The sequence below is a fragment of the Mesorhizobium sp. genome (assembly GCF_004962925.1).
Lineage (GTDB): Bacteria > Pseudomonadota > Alphaproteobacteria > Rhizobiales > Rhizobiaceae > Mesorhizobium.
In genome coordinates this window covers 1-14,989 of record NZ_SUEO01000159.1, presented here as the reverse complement: position 1 = coordinate 14,989, position 14,989 = coordinate 1, and the positions used below count along the sequence as shown (strand labels likewise).

Sequence of the window (14,989 nt, the reverse complement as noted above, 5' to 3'; positions counted from 1 at the left end):
CCGGGCCGGTCTATGCGCGGCTCGACCAGGCCGAGCCGGCGCTACAAGGCTGGCTGCGCCAGGGCCAGCCGAACTGCTTCGTGCCCCATGACCGCGCCGGCATCGATCCCTTCAGCGACCTGTTCCGCGTCACGCTGCGCGCCGAAGGCACGGTGCGCGGCACCGGCGGCATCGACATTGTCTCCGACGATTGCGCCACCGGCGTGCCCGGTCTGTACGCTGCCGGCGACGCCGCCAGCCGCGAGCTCATGACCGGCGCGGTTTCGGGCGGCGGCGCCGTCAATTCGTCCTGGGCGCTGGCCAGCGGCTGGTGGGCCGGCAAGGGTGCCTCGACCCATGCCAGGCGACGCGGAGGCAAGGCGTTCCGCAGCGAGGTCCGGCCGCTCGGCCAGGCCGGCCTGCGCCCGGCGGCTTCGCCGCGCGCCGATGTTTCTGCCGGCGAGGTGATCGAAGCCGTGCGCAATGAGGTGACACCGCTGGACAAGAATTTCTTCCGCACCGGCGCCGGCCTGGAAAAGAGCGGCGAGCGGCTGGAGAGCGTGTGGCGCGATGTCCGCGACCATCTGCAAGGTGAGGGGCTGGAGCGGATCCGTACCCGTGAGGCGGCGTCGATCGCTGCCGCCGGTCGCTGGTCGGTCGCTGCCGCACTTCATCGCAGCGAGAGCCGGGGCATGCATCGGCGCACCGATCTGCCGGGCAAGAACCCGTCCCTGGCGCATCGGCTGGTCATCACCGGCGTCGATGATTTCCGTATTGCCGGAGCGCCCGGGCGGCTGGCGGAGCTGGCTTCATGATCGAGATCGTCTCGGCCACGCGCTGCATCGAATGCGACATCTGCGTCAAGGTGTGCCCGGCCAACGTCTTCGACGCGATCAAGGATGGAGCGCCAGTAATCGCACGCCAGGAGGACTGCCAGACCTGTTTCCTCTGCGAGATCTATTGCCCGACCGACGCGCTCTACGTGGCCGAGGTCGCCGAAGGGCCGACCGGCATCAGCGAGACGGAAGTCGAAGCGCGTCATCTGTTCGGCGGTTATGCCCGCGCGCTCGGCTGGAAGCGTGGCAAAGCCGGCGGCTCTGAGTTCGACCCGACGCACCGCATCCGCGTGGCGCAATAAAGCGATCGGAGACTGGCATGGACCGCATCGTCGTCAACGACATCAGGAAGACCTTCCAGCTCAAGCCGGGACAGTTCGTCACCGTCGACGGCGAAGCGACCGACCGCGTCACCGTGCTGACGGCGTCGACCTCGCCATACGCAAGGGCGAGTTCATCACGCTGGTCGGGCCGAGCGGCTCGGGCAAGTCGGTGCTGCTCGACATCATCGGCGGGCTGACGCAAGCGACCAGCGGTGGCGTCCAGCTCGATGGCCGGCGGATCACCAGGCCCGATCCCAAGACCGGCTATGTCTTCCAGCAATATGCGCTGTTTCCCTGGCGAACGGCGCTGGCCAACATCGAATATGCGCTGGAGGTGCGCGGCGTCGCCAAATCGGAACGTACCGCCACGGCCCGACATCTGTTGTCGCTGTTTGGCCTCGCCGGTTTTGAGGATCGGTTCCCCAACCAGCTTTCCGGCGGCATGCAGCAGCGCGTGGCGATCGCGCGTGCACTGGCCAGCAATCCCGAAGTGCTGCTGATGGACGAGCCCTTCGCCGCGCTCGACCAGCAGACGCGTGAGATCCTGCAGGGTGAGCTGCTCAGGATCTGGGGCAAGATCAAGACGACGGTGATCTTCGTCACCCATTCGATCGACGAGGCGATATTCCTCGCCGACAGGGTGGTCGTCATGACAGCACGCCCGGGCATGGTGAAGGAGATCATCGACATAGATCTACCGCGACCGCGCGACGGCGATATCCGCGCCAGCGCAGCCTTCAATAATCACCGCGCCCGCGTCTGGGACGTGCTGCGCGACGAAGTCAACAAGGCGCAGAAAGACTGGACGCTGTCGCCGGCGTTCAGCCACTGAGGAGTTTTGGCATGGCCTATCTGACCGAAAAGTTCGGCCCCACTGGCGGCTTTCATCCGTTTGCCGGAGCCGGTGACGCGGTGGCCGCCGCCAGGGTCCCGGCAATCAAGGCCCGCAGCGCTACCTCGGCCGTCAAGCGCAGGAGAGGAGCCGGCTTCGGCACGTTCATCTACGGCCTGCCGCTGCTTGGCCTGTTTTTTCTCTCCTGGGAAATCGCGCCACGGCTCGGCTGGCTGAACCGCATCTTCTTCCCGCCGCTGAGCGAGGTGCTGGTCGCGTGGTGGGATCTGCTCACCTCGGGCGTGCTGGTCGAGCATATCGGCATCAGTTTGCAGCGCGCGGCCATTGGCTTCGCGCTCGGCGTGATCGTGGCCATCCCGCTTGGCCTGCTGATGGGGCGCTATTCGCTGTTCGAGAAGGTGTCCGATCTGCTGGTGCAGACGCTGCGCAACACCTCGCAGTTCGCGCTGCTGCCGGTGTTCATCCTTCTGCTCGGCATCGGCGAGGAATCGAAGGTGGCGATCACCTTCTACTCCTCAGTGTTCTTCCTCCTCGTCAACACGATCAGCGGCGTCAAGTCGGTCGATCCACTGCTGATCAAGGCGGCGCGCTCGATGGGTACGTCCGACTACGACATGTTCAGGAAAATCATCCTGCCGGCCAGCGTTCCCTCGATCGTCGCCGGTGCGCGGCTCGGCGTGAAATCCTCGCTGTTTGCGGTGATCGGCGCCGAAATGCTGGCCGCCAAATCCGGCCTCGGCTTCCTCATCCAGAACTCGCAACTGATGATGGAAACGGCTGACATGTATGCCGGCATCCTGACGCTCACCGTCATCGGCCTTGTCGTCAACTACCTGCTCGTCTGGTTCGAGCGCTGGGCAACCGCCTGGAAAGGCCAGTCGGAAGCCTCGCTGATTTAAACAACAACCAATTCGTGCCAATCAGGAAGGGATTTCAGATGTCCAGGATATCTTTCAGTGCATTACGCCGATTGCTCTTGCAGGGTGCCATAACCGCGGCCGTCGGCCTCGTCGGCGCCTCTATCTTTGTCGCGCCTGGCTTCGCGCAGGACAAACCCGAGGTCATCCGCATCGGCAGCACCGCGCCGGGCCATCTTAAATTCATCCTCGCCCAGCAGGACGGCTGGTGGGAAAAGGAATTCGCCAAGGATGGCATCAAGGTCGAATTGGTGACGTTCAATGGCGGCTCCGAGGCGACGACAGCGCTGGCGACCGGGGCGATCGAGGTCACCTATACCGGCAACAATCCAGCGCTGCGCGTCGCCGCCTCAGGGGCCGACGTCAAGCTCATCGGCGTATCGAGCTATGTGAAGGCAGGCGGCTCCTCCATCATCGTCAAGCCCGACTCGCCGCTGAAGACGCTGCAGGATCTGAGAGGCAAGAAGGTCGCCTATCTCACCGGCACGGTGCGCCATTCGAATTTCAGCAAGGCGCTGAACAGCGTCGGCCTGACGACCAGCGACGTCGAAGGGCTGAACCTGCCCTTCGAGGCGTCAGGGCCGGCGCTGCTGCGCGGTGACATCGATGCCATCGTCGAGACCGACTCGACGGCGGCCAAGCTGGTCGACACCGGCGAGGCCCGCGTGCTCTACGACACCAGCACGCATCCGGAATGGAACGTGCCGAACGTCATCTCGGTCAACGGTGCCTTCGCAGCGAAATACGCCGATCTCGTCAAGCGGCTGCTGAAGGTCGATATCGAGATTTCGCGCTGGGCCGATGCGCATCCCGACGAGACGATCAAGACCTTCGTCGAGGCGACCAAATCGTCGGAGAAATCCGTGCGTAAGACCTACAGCCAGGGCCTGTTCTACCAGGATCCGAAGCTCACCGACGATGCGATCGCAGCGCTCAAAGGCGAGGAGAAGTTCATGGCCGGCGCCGGGCTTTTGGAGGGCTCGGTCGATTATGGCAAATGGGTCGACAAGAGCTTTGTCGATGGCGCTTATACGGAAGTCGCCGCCGTCCAATAGAGTTTCGCGGCATGAGGGTCGTGCCCGTCGGCATGGCCCTGTTTCGTCCCGGAGAGCTCGTTCAGATCTCCGGGATGCTTTCCCTGAAGATCACCTGCAGCCGCGGCTGGTGCAGTTCGTAGGGCAAGCCCCTGACCGCATGGGTCAAGGTGTTCAGTGCTTCGCGGGCCTCGACGCGCGGGTTCTGGTCGATAACCGCGTCGAGCGTGCCGTCGAGCAGCAGCTCCTTGGTGCCTTCCGTCACCTCGTGGCCGAGAAACACGGTCGATAGCGCGCGCCCGCGCTCCTTCAGCGCCCTGGCGATGCCGGTGTTGCCGGCGCCGACATTGTAGATCGCGGCCAGATCCGGATGCCGGTCCAGCAGAGCGGAAGCCTCCGAATAGGCCTTTTCCCGGTCGTCGAGCATCTCGCGCATTTCGACGATCTGCAGGTTGGGCGATTCTTCGGTCAGGATGTGGCGGAACCCCATCTCGCGCTCCTCGTGGCCGCGATAGGAGAGCGAGCCGGCGAACAGCGCAACCTTGCCCGGACGATCGGTGCCCATGAAACGGTTGAGCAGATAGCCGGCCAGCCGGCCGGCTGCACGATTGTCGATGCCAATATAGGCAACCCTCGGCACGTGCAGGATGTCGGACGCGATAGTGACGACTTTGACGCCGCTGGCCGACAGCGAGCGGATCGCCTCGCGGACGGTCGGATGGTCGAGTGCGATGACACCGACGCCTTGCGTCTGGCCGTGCAAGTCCTGCAGCAGGCGGGCGAGCCGGTCGGGATTGAAGCCTTCGATCGTGGCGACGCGCACATCGAGGTCCGGTCGCGACTGCGCTTGCGCCTCGATATGCCGGTGCAGCATCTTGATGAAGGAATTGGTGCCGGCGGGCAGTGCGAAGTCGAGCCGCATGACATCGTCGGGCCGCGCCGTACGGGGGTTCGGACTGTTCGAATTTTCGGCGATGTAGCCTAGCCGCTGCGCCGTTTCGAGCACGACTTCGCGTGTGCGCGCCCTGACCCCGGCGCGGTTGTTGAGCACACGGTCGACCGTGGCGGCTGAAACACCGGCTTCCCGGGCTATGTCTGTCAGCGTGGACCGCACAGTCGATCACCTCATGCTAGGCGCTACGGGCGCATCAAAATCGCGGATTTAACGGACGGATGCCGGACGACAACTTCATCGCCATCCGCGATTCTGATGGGAAATGATGTATCCGGCCTTAGCCGATGCGCAAGCCGGCGCGCTACACCAAATCGCCTGAGCGAACCACAACTTGCTGGCGTGGTGCATGATTCCCTCAAATGCAAGCATCGGATGCAGTATGGCGATCTCAGCTAAATGCATTTTTCCTCCTCGACTGCGATGTTATGACGTGCTTTGATTATTTATGATGTTGACAGCCTTACCCCAGTGCCGTCAATATCCATCACGAGGGCCATGGAGGAACAAGGCCCCGAGGGAGGATTTCCAATGTCGAATTTAATCCGCATGTCGCGGCGCCGTTTGCTGGCGTCCGGTGGAAAGGCGGCCGTGTTTGTGGCTGCGGCAGGTATTGCCCCGCAATTCATCCGTCCAGGCCGTGCCTATGCGGCCGATGCGCTGGCGCCGGGCATGATCGGCGGCCCGACGGGCTTCGATGGCTCGGAGCGCTATCAATACGGTCCCGACACGCCGGAAGGGCGCGCCATCGAGGCGGCCAAGGCGATGAAGGGCGCCGGCAAGGCGCCGGCCAAGATAGTGCTCGGCCTGTCCGACGGCTCGATCGGCCAGCTGACGCAGCCGTTTCCAGCCGGCGCGCCGTCGATCAAGGATCTGTGGGAAAAGGAAACCGGCATCCCGCTCGAAATCGTCGGCGTGCCGAATGGCCAGGAATTCACCAAGACGATGCAGGACATCTCCACCAAAGGTGGGGCCTATGACATCTACGCGGTCGAATGGAACCGCCTCGGCGACCTAGCCGAAACCGGCGGCATCCTGAAGCTCGACGACTTTGTTGCCCAGCATAAGCCCGAATGGGACGACCCCGAGCGCGGCTATGTCAACGGCGCCAAGGGCGTCTCGCTGCTCAACCAGTATCGCGGCTCGACCTATGGCGTGTCGCTGGACGGCGATTTCCAGACCTGGGTCTACCGCACCGATCTGTTCGGCGATGCGGCCGAGAAGAAAGTCTTCTCCGACAAGCACGGCTACGAGCTGGCGCCGCCGAAGACCTGGAAGCAGCATGACGAGATCGCGGCCTTCTTCCAGCGCCCGGACAAGGGCCTGTTCGGCTCGACCGATCTGCGCAACCAGGGCTGGGGCTACACCAATTGGTATCAGCGTTATGTTTCAATGGCTTCGCCCAATCAGTTCCTGTTCGACGATGCAGGCAAGCCGCTGATCAATTCGGAGCAAGGCATCGCGGCGACCAACGAATACATTGCATCGCTGGTCCATCATTCGCCGGATGCGATCTCATGGGGCTGGCCCGAGCAGTACGGCAATTTCGCCAAGGGCGGTGCCGCCATGACCTGCGCTTTCTCCAACCTGCCGAAATTCCTCGACAATGCCGGCAACAAGGATTCAGCTGTCACCGGCAAAATCGGTTCGATGCTGCCGCCCGGCCGCGAGATCGACGGCAAGCTGATCAGTCGTTCGGTGCTGTGGCTCAATCTGTCGGCTTCGGTCTCCTCGCAGGCCAAGCATCCGGAGGCCTGCTACCTGTTCCTGCAATGGCTCGGATCGAGCCGCATCTATGCCTGGATGACCGCCAATCCCGGCGGCTATTTCGATCCGTTCCGGCTGTCGGATTTCTCCGACCCGCTGGTCCGCCAGACCTACCACGCCTACCACATGGATGTGGTGCGCGAGACGGTCGCCCGCACCGTGCCGAGTATCAACTATCCCGGCGCCACCGCCTTCCACAATGCGCTGGACGAGAACCTCGTCGCCGCGCTGACCAAGGCAAAGACTGCCGAGCAGGCGATGGCCGACACCGAGGCCGAGTGGAAGAAGATCGCGCGCCGCACCGGCGAGGAGAAGCTTCTCGAAGCCATCAAGACCAACAAGGAGGCCTGGCCCACAGTTCTCGATCCGATCAGCTGATCCTCCCAGGATCGCGCCGAGGGAGGGGAGGAGTTTGCTCTTCCCCTCCGCAAACGATGGTACCAGCAAAGCTGCAAGATGAAGCGTTCAATTCCCTTCGAGATATTCCGCTATGCCGCGATCCTTGCGGCAATAGCGGTGACGCTGGTGCCGATCCTGTGGATGGTGTCGATGGCCTTCAAGCCGATCGCCGAATGGTCGGCGACCGGTGCCGACCTGACCTGGTGGCCGAAGAAGCCGACGCTCAGCAATTTCCGCTTCGTCTTCGGTGAATCGACCAACAATCTGATCGTCGCGCTCGACCGCACCGCGCTGAAGCCGATCCTGTCGTCGCTGCTGTCGGCCACGTTCGGCACGGCGATCGCGATGTCTGCAGGCACCGCGGCGGCCTACGGGCTGTCTCGCTTCGGCTCGGGTCAGAACCTGCCGCTGGCGCTGATCCAGCTTCGCCTGTTTCCGCCCATGGCGGTCATGACCCCGGTCATGATCATGTGGGCCTTCCTCAACTTCACCGACAGCTGGTGGGGACTGTCGCTGATCTATGGCATCGTCACACTGCCTTTCGCCTTCTGGCTGATGAAGACCTTCTTCGACGACATGCCGCGCGAGATCGAGGAAGCAGCGCTGGTCGAGGGCTGCTCGCGGCTGCGCGTCTTTACTCGGATCACGCTGCCGATGATGCGTGCGCCGCTGGCAAGTGCGGCGCTCTTCGTCTTCATCCTCAACTGGTCGGACTATCTGATCGCGCTGCTTTTGACGACGCGCGAATGGGTGACGATCCCGGTCTACATGGCGTCCTTGTCCTCTTCGATGACCGGACAGCTCTACGGCGCCAAGGCAGCGCTCGGCCTGATCGCGGCGGTGCCGCCTGTGATCATGGGCATCGCCATCCAGCGTCATCTGGTGCGCGGGCTGACCTTCGGGGCGCTCAAGCAATGAGCACGGTGACTGCGACGATTTCGGAGGACGTGATGGAGGCCGTCCAGGCAAAGCCGACCTTGCGGGACGAAGGGGCAAAGCTTGGCTTCCGGCTGACGCTGCCGGCGCAGATCCTGGTGCTGTTTATCGCCGTCTTCCCGCTGCTCATGCAGCTCTACATCAGCCTGACCGACTGGTCGCCGCTTTCGGGCACCGGTTGGTGGAATGCCTGGTCGATGTGGAACAATTTCGCCAATTACACCGACCTTGCCGTCGACGCGCGCTTCTGGAGCGCGCTGAAGCGCACGGCCATCGTCATGATTGTCTGCGTGCCCGTCGAGTTTCTGCTCGGACTGGCGCTGGCGACGCTGTTTGCCGACGAGTTTCCGGGCAAGCGGATCTTCTACTCGATCCTGCTGATGCCGATGATGGTGGTGCCGGCGGTGGCCGGTTACATGTTCTTCATGCTGTTCCAGTCCGGTGGACCGGTCAACGACATCCTGTCGTCGATATCAAGCTTCCCCGTCACCATCGCCTGGCTTTCGGACCCGACGCTAGCGCTCATCGCCGTCATGGTCGCCGACATCTGGCAGTGGACGCCGCTGATGTTCCTCATCCTGCTTGCGGGCCTGGTCGGCGTGCCCGAGGACCAGATCAAGGCGGCGACGCTGCTTGGCGCCAATTCCTGGCAGCGCTTCGTCACCATCGTGCTGCCGAAGATGAAGACGATCATCATCATCGCGCTGGCGATCAGGGTGATCGAGAACTTCAAGATCTTCGACACGCTCTACATCATGACCGGCGGCGGTCCCGGCGTCGCCACCGAGACCATCTCCGTCTACATCTACAAGCTCACCACCCAGGACCTGATCTGGGGCTATGTCGCGGCGATCGCGCTGGCCATCCTGATCGTGCTGTCCATCGCCGCGGTCTTTGCCATGAAGCGTATGGCCCGGGCACGCGAGGTGCCGGCATGAGCGCGATCCATCTGCAGCACCTGGTCAAGAAGTTCGGCGACTTTACCGCCTTGAAGACGATGGATCTTGCCATTGCCGACGGCGAGTTCATGGCGCTGCTGGGCCCGTCGGGCTGCGGCAAGTCGACGACGATGAACATGATCGCCGGCATGGAAGAGCCGACGGGCGGCAAAATCCTGTTCGGTGAGCGCGACATGGCCGGTGTGCCGATGGGACGCCGCGGGGTCGGCTTCGTCTTTCAGAACTACGCGATCTTCACCCATATGACAGTGCGCCAGAACCTCGCCTACGGGCCGAAGATGCGGGGCGCCGCGAAACCTGAGATCGACCGCCGCGTCGGCGCCATTGCCGAGATGCTGCAGCTGACGTCGCTGCTCGGCCGCAAGGCCGACCGACTGTCGGTCAACATATTGCAGCGCGTTGCGATCGGCCGTTCGGCGATCATGGAGCCGGCGATCTTCTTGCTGGACGAGCCGCTGTCCAATGTCGACGCCGCCTTCCGGGCCATCATGCGCACCGAACTGAAGCAGCTGCAGCGGCAGTTCCGTCAGACCATGGTCTATGTCACCCATGACCAGCTCGAAGCGATGACCATGGCCGACCGCATCGCGGTGATGGACCATGGCGTGCTGCAGCAGGTCGGCAGCCCGCTCGAGGTCTACAACAATCCGGCCAATGTCTTCGTCGCCCGCTTCATCGGTGCGCCGGGCATGAACCTGCTCAGGGGCAGGCCGGCGGAAAGCGACCGTGGCTTGGTCATCGACCTCGGGCCGCTCGGTGTCACGCCGCCGTTGCCGGCCGCCATCACCGCCGCGGTGCGGAGCGCGCAGGGCGATGTGCTCTACGGCTTCCGGCCGGAACAGGCGACGTTGGTTGAAGGCGGCCAAGGTCTCTCCTTGCCGGTGACTTTCGTCGAGCGCATCGGCGCGCGCACCATCGTCCATCTCGGCCAGGGCGAGACCGCGGTGAAAGCGGTGTTCGACAATGATGTCGGGCTGGCGATCGGGCAGACAGCGGTCGTCGCGCCGGCCGTGCAGTCGGTGCGCGTCTTCGACGCCGCCACCGGCCTTGCCTTGAGAGCGGGTTGAGACCATGGCCGATATCGTCTTCCGCAATGTGACGAAACGCTACGGCAACACGCTCGCCGTCGACGACGCTTCGTTCACTGTCGACGACAATGAGTTCTTCTGCTTCTTCGGCCCGCCGCTTTCGGGCAAGTCGACAATATTGCGTCTGGTGCTCGGACTGGAAACACCTGACGCCGGCGAGATCCTGATCGGCGGCAGGCCCGTCAACACCGTATCGCCGGCCGAGCGCGATGTTGCCATGGTGTTCCAGAACCTGGCGCTGTTCCCGCATATGAGCGCGCGCGACAATGTCCGCTTTCCCCTCGTCGAACGCCGGGTCGCCGAGGCCGAGATCGAGAAGCGTGTTGCCGACGTCGCGGCCAAGCTGCATATCGGCCACATTCTGCATAAGCCGCCGGCGCAGCTTTCAGGCGGCGAGCGGCAGCGCGTGGCGATCGCACGGGCGCTGGTGCGTGATCCCGCTGCCTATCTGATGGACGATCCAATCTCGGCGCTCGATGCAAGGCTGCGCGAGGAGACGCGCGTCGAGCTGAAGCGCATCCAGCGCGAACTCGGCAAGACGCTGATCTATGTGACGCACGACCAGGAAGAGGCGATGTCGGTCGCCGACCGCATCGCCATCCTGGAGAACGGCAAGATCAGGCAGATCGGCGCGCCGGCCGAGATTTATGATCGCCCGGCCAGCACCTATGTGGCGCGGCTGCTCGGCTCGCCGATGATGAATATCTTGAAATCGGTGCGCGGCGAGGGCTGCGTCGAGGCGGCCGAAGGCGCGATCCGTATCGCGGACAAGGCTGCTCCGGCCGACGCCGTCGAGATTGGGCTCAGGCCGGAAGATATCAAGGTCCGGCCATGGCTGGATGGGGAAGTATCGGATGGGCGCGCGGGCCGCCCGGCGCGCGTGTTCGAGGTCGAGCCGCTCGGCGGCTACACCGTGGTGACGCTCGCTGCCGGGCAGGCGCGCCTCAGGGCGCTGCTGCGCGGCCAGCCTGACATCAGGCCGGACGCCATGGTGGCGATATCCTGTGAGCCGGCCAGAGTGCATTATTTCGGCCAAAGCGGCGGAGCGCTGCCACGATGACAGCGGTTTTAAGAAACGAGCTTCGGGAGGAACCTGTGGCAAGCAACGACTTCGAGCCGGACGTGAAGGTCCGCACCAGAGAGTACAAAATCGGCTGCGTCGGCGCCGGCATGATCATGGCCGAATGCCATCTTGCCGCTTACAAGGAAGCCGGCTTTCCGGTGGTGGCGATCGCTTCGCGGACTAAGGCCAGTGCCGAGAAGGTCGCCAGGCGCTGGGAGATCCCGACCGTCCACGACACGCCGGAACAATTGATCGAGGACGAAAATGTCGAGATCATCGACCTTGCCTTTCCGCCGGACCAGCAGCCGGCGCTGATCCGTCATGCGCTGAAGCAGAAGCACATCAAGGCGATCCTGGCGCAGAAGCCGCTGGCGCTGTCGCTCAAGGATGCGATCGAGCTGCGCGACGAGGCGGCCAAGGCCGGCAAGATCCTCTCGGTCAACCAGAACATGCGCTACGACCAGTCGATGCGCGTGCTGAAGCAGATCATGGACAGCGGCGCGCTCGGCGACATCGTCTTCGCGCAGATCGACATGCATGCGATCCCGCACTGGCAGAGCTTTCTCGAGGACTACGACCGGCTGACGCTCGCCAATATGAGCGTGCATCATCTCGACGTGCTGCGCTTCCTGTTCGGTGATCCCGACGAGATCACGACGCTGACCCGTAAGGATCCGCGTACGAAGTTCGATCATTCCGACGGCATCACCGTGTCGACGATGCGGTTCCCGTCAGGTGCGCTTGCCGTGTCGCTGGAGGATGTCTGGTCCGGCCCGCGTCAGGAGGGCTACAAGGACGACCAGCACATCAACTGGCGCGTCGATGGCACCAAGGGCGTCGCCAAGGGCACGATCGGCTGGCCGACAGGCTCTGCCTCGACGCTGACCTATGCCTCGACCGAGACCACCGGCGGCGAATGGGTGACACCCAGCTGGGACACGATGTGGTTCCCGCACGCCTTCATCGGCGTGATGGAGCAGCTCCAGCACGCGGTGAAGACGGGTGAGCCGCCGGCGCTATCCGTCGCCGACAACGTTAAGACCATGGCGCTGATCGAAGCCGGCTACCGCTCGATCGACGAAGGTCGCACGGTCAAGCTTTCCGAAATCTCGACAAACTCAATCAGCTGAATCACTTACAGGGAGGACTTCATATCATGATGCAGGCAGGTATTTTCACGGGCTATTTCCCGTACAGCCTCAAGGAAACCGCGCAGAAGATCCGCGCGCTCGATTTCAACACGGTGCAGCTCGACCTGCACTTCAAGGATGTTGACCTGTCGGCCGGGCAGATCACCAAGGACAAGGCCAGGACTGTTCGCGACACCTTCCGCGACCACAATCTGCCGGTGTGCTGCGTGTCGGGCTACACCAACATCATCCATCCGGACAGAGCGGAGCGCGAGAAGCGCGTCGGCTATCTCAAGGAGATCATCCGCAGTGCCCGCGATTTTGGCTCACCTTACGTGATCTCGGAAACCGGCACCTACAACACCGAGTCCGATTGGGTGCACCATCCCAAGAACAAGACCGAGGAAGGCTTCGAGGAATGCCGCAAGGTCATATCAGACCTTGCCCAGACCGCCTATGACCACGGGGCGGTCTTCCTGCTCGAAACCTATGTCAACAATGTCGTCGGCTCGGTCGAGGAGACGGTGAAGATGTTCGCGCAGGTCGACCATCCCGGCCTCGGCCTGTTGATGGATCCGACCAACTATTTCGAGACCCATAACATCGACAGGATGGACCAGATCCTGAACCAGGTGTTCGACACGCTGACCGACAAGATCAAGATCGCACACGCCAAGGACGTCAAGCGATCGGGCGGCGACAAGTCGGAGAAGCATGCTGATATCGGCGACGAGGACGCGCTGGAGAGCCACACTTTCCGTGGTGTCGGCGAGATCGAGCTGCCGGCGCCCGGCCTCGGTTCCCTCAACTACGACCTCTATCTGCAGCGGCTTGCCGAAAAGCACCCGAACATCCCGGTCATTATCGAGCATCTCTCGGAAGACGACGTGCCGCGGGCCAAGAAATTCCTCGACGGCAAGTTCCGCGCCAACGGCCTCTGACTGCGGTCCTGCGTCGCCGCTATGCGGCGGCGCAGTCGGCCGGGAGGAACCAACAATGGAGGAAGCGAAATGTTGAAATTCGGATTGAAACTGGCGGCGGCCGCGACGGTACTCGCCGGCCTCGCATTCAGCTCCCAGGCGCAGGACGGCCAGAAGACGTTCTATCTCCTGTCGCATGGCGGCCCGTCGGATGCGTTCTGGCTCGACTGGAATGCCGGCGCCACCAAGGCCTGCGATCAGCTCAAGGTGACCTGCAAGATCTCCTTCAGCGGCGGCGACATGGCGGCGCAGAAAGAAGCCTTCAACTCAGCACTTGCCGCCAAGCCCGACGGTATCGGCACCACCTCGGCGCAGCCCGGGCTGTGGACGGAAGAGGTGAAGGCGGCGAAGGCCGCCGGCATCCCGATCGTGTTCTTCAACACCGATGATCCGGCAACCGGGCGGCAGGCCTATGTCGGCGCCGACCTCAAGGAAGCCGGTGCCATCTGGGCCAAGTATCTGGTCGACCACAAGATGGTGAAGCAGGGCGACAAGGTGTTCCTGCCGGTGGAAGTGCCTGGCGCCAGCTACCAGCAGCTCGAGACAGAGGGTATCGCCAGCGTCTTCGATCCGCTCGGCATTAAATATGACGTGGTCGATTGCGGCACCGATCCGGCCGGCATCATCGCCAAGATGACCGACTATATGGTGGCCAACAATCCGCCGGCAATCATCGCGCTCGGCGATTCCGTCGCGGCCAGCATCAAGCGGGTGTTCGACGGCGCCGGCGTGCCGGCCGGCAAGATCCCGGTCGTCGGCTGGGGCAATTCCAGGGAAACCGCGGAAGCCGTCAAGGCCGGCTTCGTCAACGCGGCCGCCTGGCAGTTCCCGTCGGCGCAGGGCTTCATGCCAGTCGCGCTGCTGGGGCTTGCCGCCTCGGGTGAACCGATCGGCTACGACATTCACACCTTCAGCCTCTACGACGCCACCAGCGTCGAGCCGATCCTGAAACTCTACAACAAGTGATGGAAATTGAGGTCCGCCGCGCAGGCGGCGGGCGTCGCTCCACGATATGGTTCAAACCGTCATGACAATTGCCGCAGAAGAGGAAATGCCGGGCGCCAAGCGCAGGTCGAGCCTGATCCGCTCGCCGCAATTCTCCTCGCTCGTCATCCTCGTCGTGCTGTTGGCGGTGTTCGCTATCGCCGACGCCAACTTCCTGTCGCCGCTCAACATCTCCAACATGATGGCGTTCCTGCCCGAGCTCGGCATCATCGCGCTCGGCATGACGCTGCTTCTGACGGCGGGCGAGTTCGACCTTTCGGTCGGCGCCGTGTTCGGTCTGGCGCCGGTCGTGGTCATGCTGCTGGTGCAGAGCGGCCAGGTTGACATCGGCGTGGCGCTGCTTGCGGGGCTGTTGCTGTGCGTGGCGATCGGCGCGATCAATGGATTGATCGTCACCAAGATCGGCATTTCCTCCTTCCTGGTGACGCTGTCGATGCTGCTCGTCGTGCGAGGGGCTGCGCTCTACATCACGCAAGGCTTTCCGCTGAAATCCTGGGACCAGCCCGGCTTTTTCGTGACGCTTCTCGCTGGCAGCTTCAACATCGGCTCGTTCCGGTTCTACACCTCGCTGTGGTGGTTCGTCGGCCTGTCGCTGCTGGCCATCTACGTGCTGCACTACGCCAAGCTCGGCAACTGGATCAGCGCCATCGGCTCCAACCGGAACGCGGCGGTGGCGCGCGGCGTGCCGGCCGATGCGGTCAAGATCTGGCTGTTCATCCTGACCTCCGTGCTGGCGGGTCTGGCCGGCATGATCAGCGCCTTCCGCAT

General features: G+C 63.3%; 13 protein-coding genes and 2 pseudogenes. 14 read left to right on the top strand and 1 reads right to left on the bottom strand.

Annotated features, from left to right (window positions below; translation table 11 throughout):
* From E5W87_RS25565 to E5W87_RS25540, 5 genes and pseudogenes are all read left to right on the top strand, one after another.
* Nucleotides 1–794, top strand: a pseudogene (locus E5W87_RS25565) (oxidoreductase); the annotation flags it as partial.
* Nucleotides 791–1,117: a ferredoxin family protein gene (locus tag E5W87_RS25560; RefSeq protein ID WP_292403977.1), complete on the top strand. Its 327-nt coding sequence runs from the start codon at nucleotides 791–793 to the stop codon at nucleotides 1,115–1,117. The pseudogene E5W87_RS25565 and the gene E5W87_RS25560, both read left to right, overlap by 4 nt.
* Before the next feature lie 17 nt (nucleotides 1,118–1,134).
* A pseudogene (locus E5W87_RS25550) lies at nucleotides 1,135–1,970 on the top strand (ABC transporter ATP-binding protein).
* Between the two features lie 11 nt (nucleotides 1,971–1,981).
* Nucleotides 1,982–2,890 (top strand): ABC transporter permease, encoded by a 909-nt coding sequence (locus E5W87_RS25545; protein WP_292403974.1) that lies wholly within the window; start codon nucleotides 1,982–1,984, stop codon nucleotides 2,888–2,890.
* Between the two features lie 38 nt (nucleotides 2,891–2,928).
* Nucleotides 2,929–3,963, top strand: coding sequence for an aliphatic sulfonate ABC transporter substrate-binding protein (locus tag E5W87_RS25540; protein ID WP_292403970.1), 1,035 nt, complete (start codon nucleotides 2,929–2,931; stop codon nucleotides 3,961–3,963).
* Between the two features lie 61 nt (nucleotides 3,964–4,024).
* On the opposite strand, the gene E5W87_RS25535 is transcribed toward E5W87_RS25540, so the two are convergent.
* Complete coding sequence (locus tag E5W87_RS25535) at nucleotides 4,025–5,056, bottom strand: LacI family DNA-binding transcriptional regulator (RefSeq protein ID WP_292403967.1); 1,032 nt, start codon at nucleotides 5,054–5,056, stop codon at nucleotides 4,025–4,027.
* A gap of 369 nt (nucleotides 5,057–5,425) precedes the next feature.
* Between E5W87_RS25535 and E5W87_RS25530 the strand changes: the two genes are divergently transcribed.
* From E5W87_RS25530 to E5W87_RS25490, 9 genes are all read left to right on the top strand, one after another.
* Complete coding sequence (locus tag E5W87_RS25530) at nucleotides 5,426–7,039, top strand: extracellular solute-binding protein (protein ID WP_292403963.1); 1,614 nt, start codon at nucleotides 5,426–5,428, stop codon at nucleotides 7,037–7,039.
* A 78-nt stretch (nucleotides 7,040–7,117) separates the two neighbouring features.
* Complete coding sequence (locus E5W87_RS25525) at nucleotides 7,118–7,978, top strand: carbohydrate ABC transporter permease (protein ID WP_292403960.1); 861 nt, start codon at nucleotides 7,118–7,120, stop codon at nucleotides 7,976–7,978.
* A complete protein-coding gene (locus E5W87_RS25520; RefSeq protein ID WP_292403956.1) occupies nucleotides 7,975–8,934 on the top strand; it encodes a carbohydrate ABC transporter permease in 960 nt (319 codons plus the stop codon). Before E5W87_RS25525 ends, E5W87_RS25520 begins: the two co-directional genes overlap by 4 nt.
* On the top strand, nucleotides 8,931–10,022 hold the full coding sequence (locus E5W87_RS25515; protein WP_292403951.1) for an ABC transporter ATP-binding protein: 1,092 nt from the start codon (nucleotides 8,931–8,933) through the stop codon (nucleotides 10,020–10,022). The genes E5W87_RS25520 and E5W87_RS25515 overlap by 4 nt, the downstream gene beginning before the upstream one ends.
* A 4-nt stretch (nucleotides 10,023–10,026) precedes the next feature.
* A complete protein-coding gene (locus tag E5W87_RS25510) occupies nucleotides 10,027–11,103 on the top strand; it encodes an ABC transporter ATP-binding protein (RefSeq protein WP_292403948.1) in 1,077 nt (358 codons plus the stop codon).
* Complete coding sequence (locus E5W87_RS25505; RefSeq protein ID WP_292403946.1) at nucleotides 11,100–12,236, top strand: Gfo/Idh/MocA family oxidoreductase; 1,137 nt, start codon at nucleotides 11,100–11,102, stop codon at nucleotides 12,234–12,236. Before E5W87_RS25510 ends, E5W87_RS25505 begins: the two co-directional genes overlap by 4 nt.
* 26 nt (nucleotides 12,237–12,262) lie before the next feature.
* Nucleotides 12,263–13,177 (top strand): sugar phosphate isomerase/epimerase, encoded by a 915-nt coding sequence (locus tag E5W87_RS25500; RefSeq protein ID WP_292403944.1) that lies wholly within the window; start codon nucleotides 12,263–12,265, stop codon nucleotides 13,175–13,177.
* Nucleotides 13,178–13,246: 69 nt separating this feature from the next.
* Entirely contained in the window at nucleotides 13,247–14,182 is a 936-nt protein-coding gene (locus E5W87_RS25495; RefSeq protein ID WP_292403942.1) for a substrate-binding domain-containing protein, read from the top strand.
* A gap of 61 nt (nucleotides 14,183–14,243) precedes the next feature.
* Nucleotides 14,244–14,989: ABC transporter permease (locus E5W87_RS25490; RefSeq protein WP_292403940.1), on the top strand; the 746-nt coding region annotated here is incomplete at its 3' end.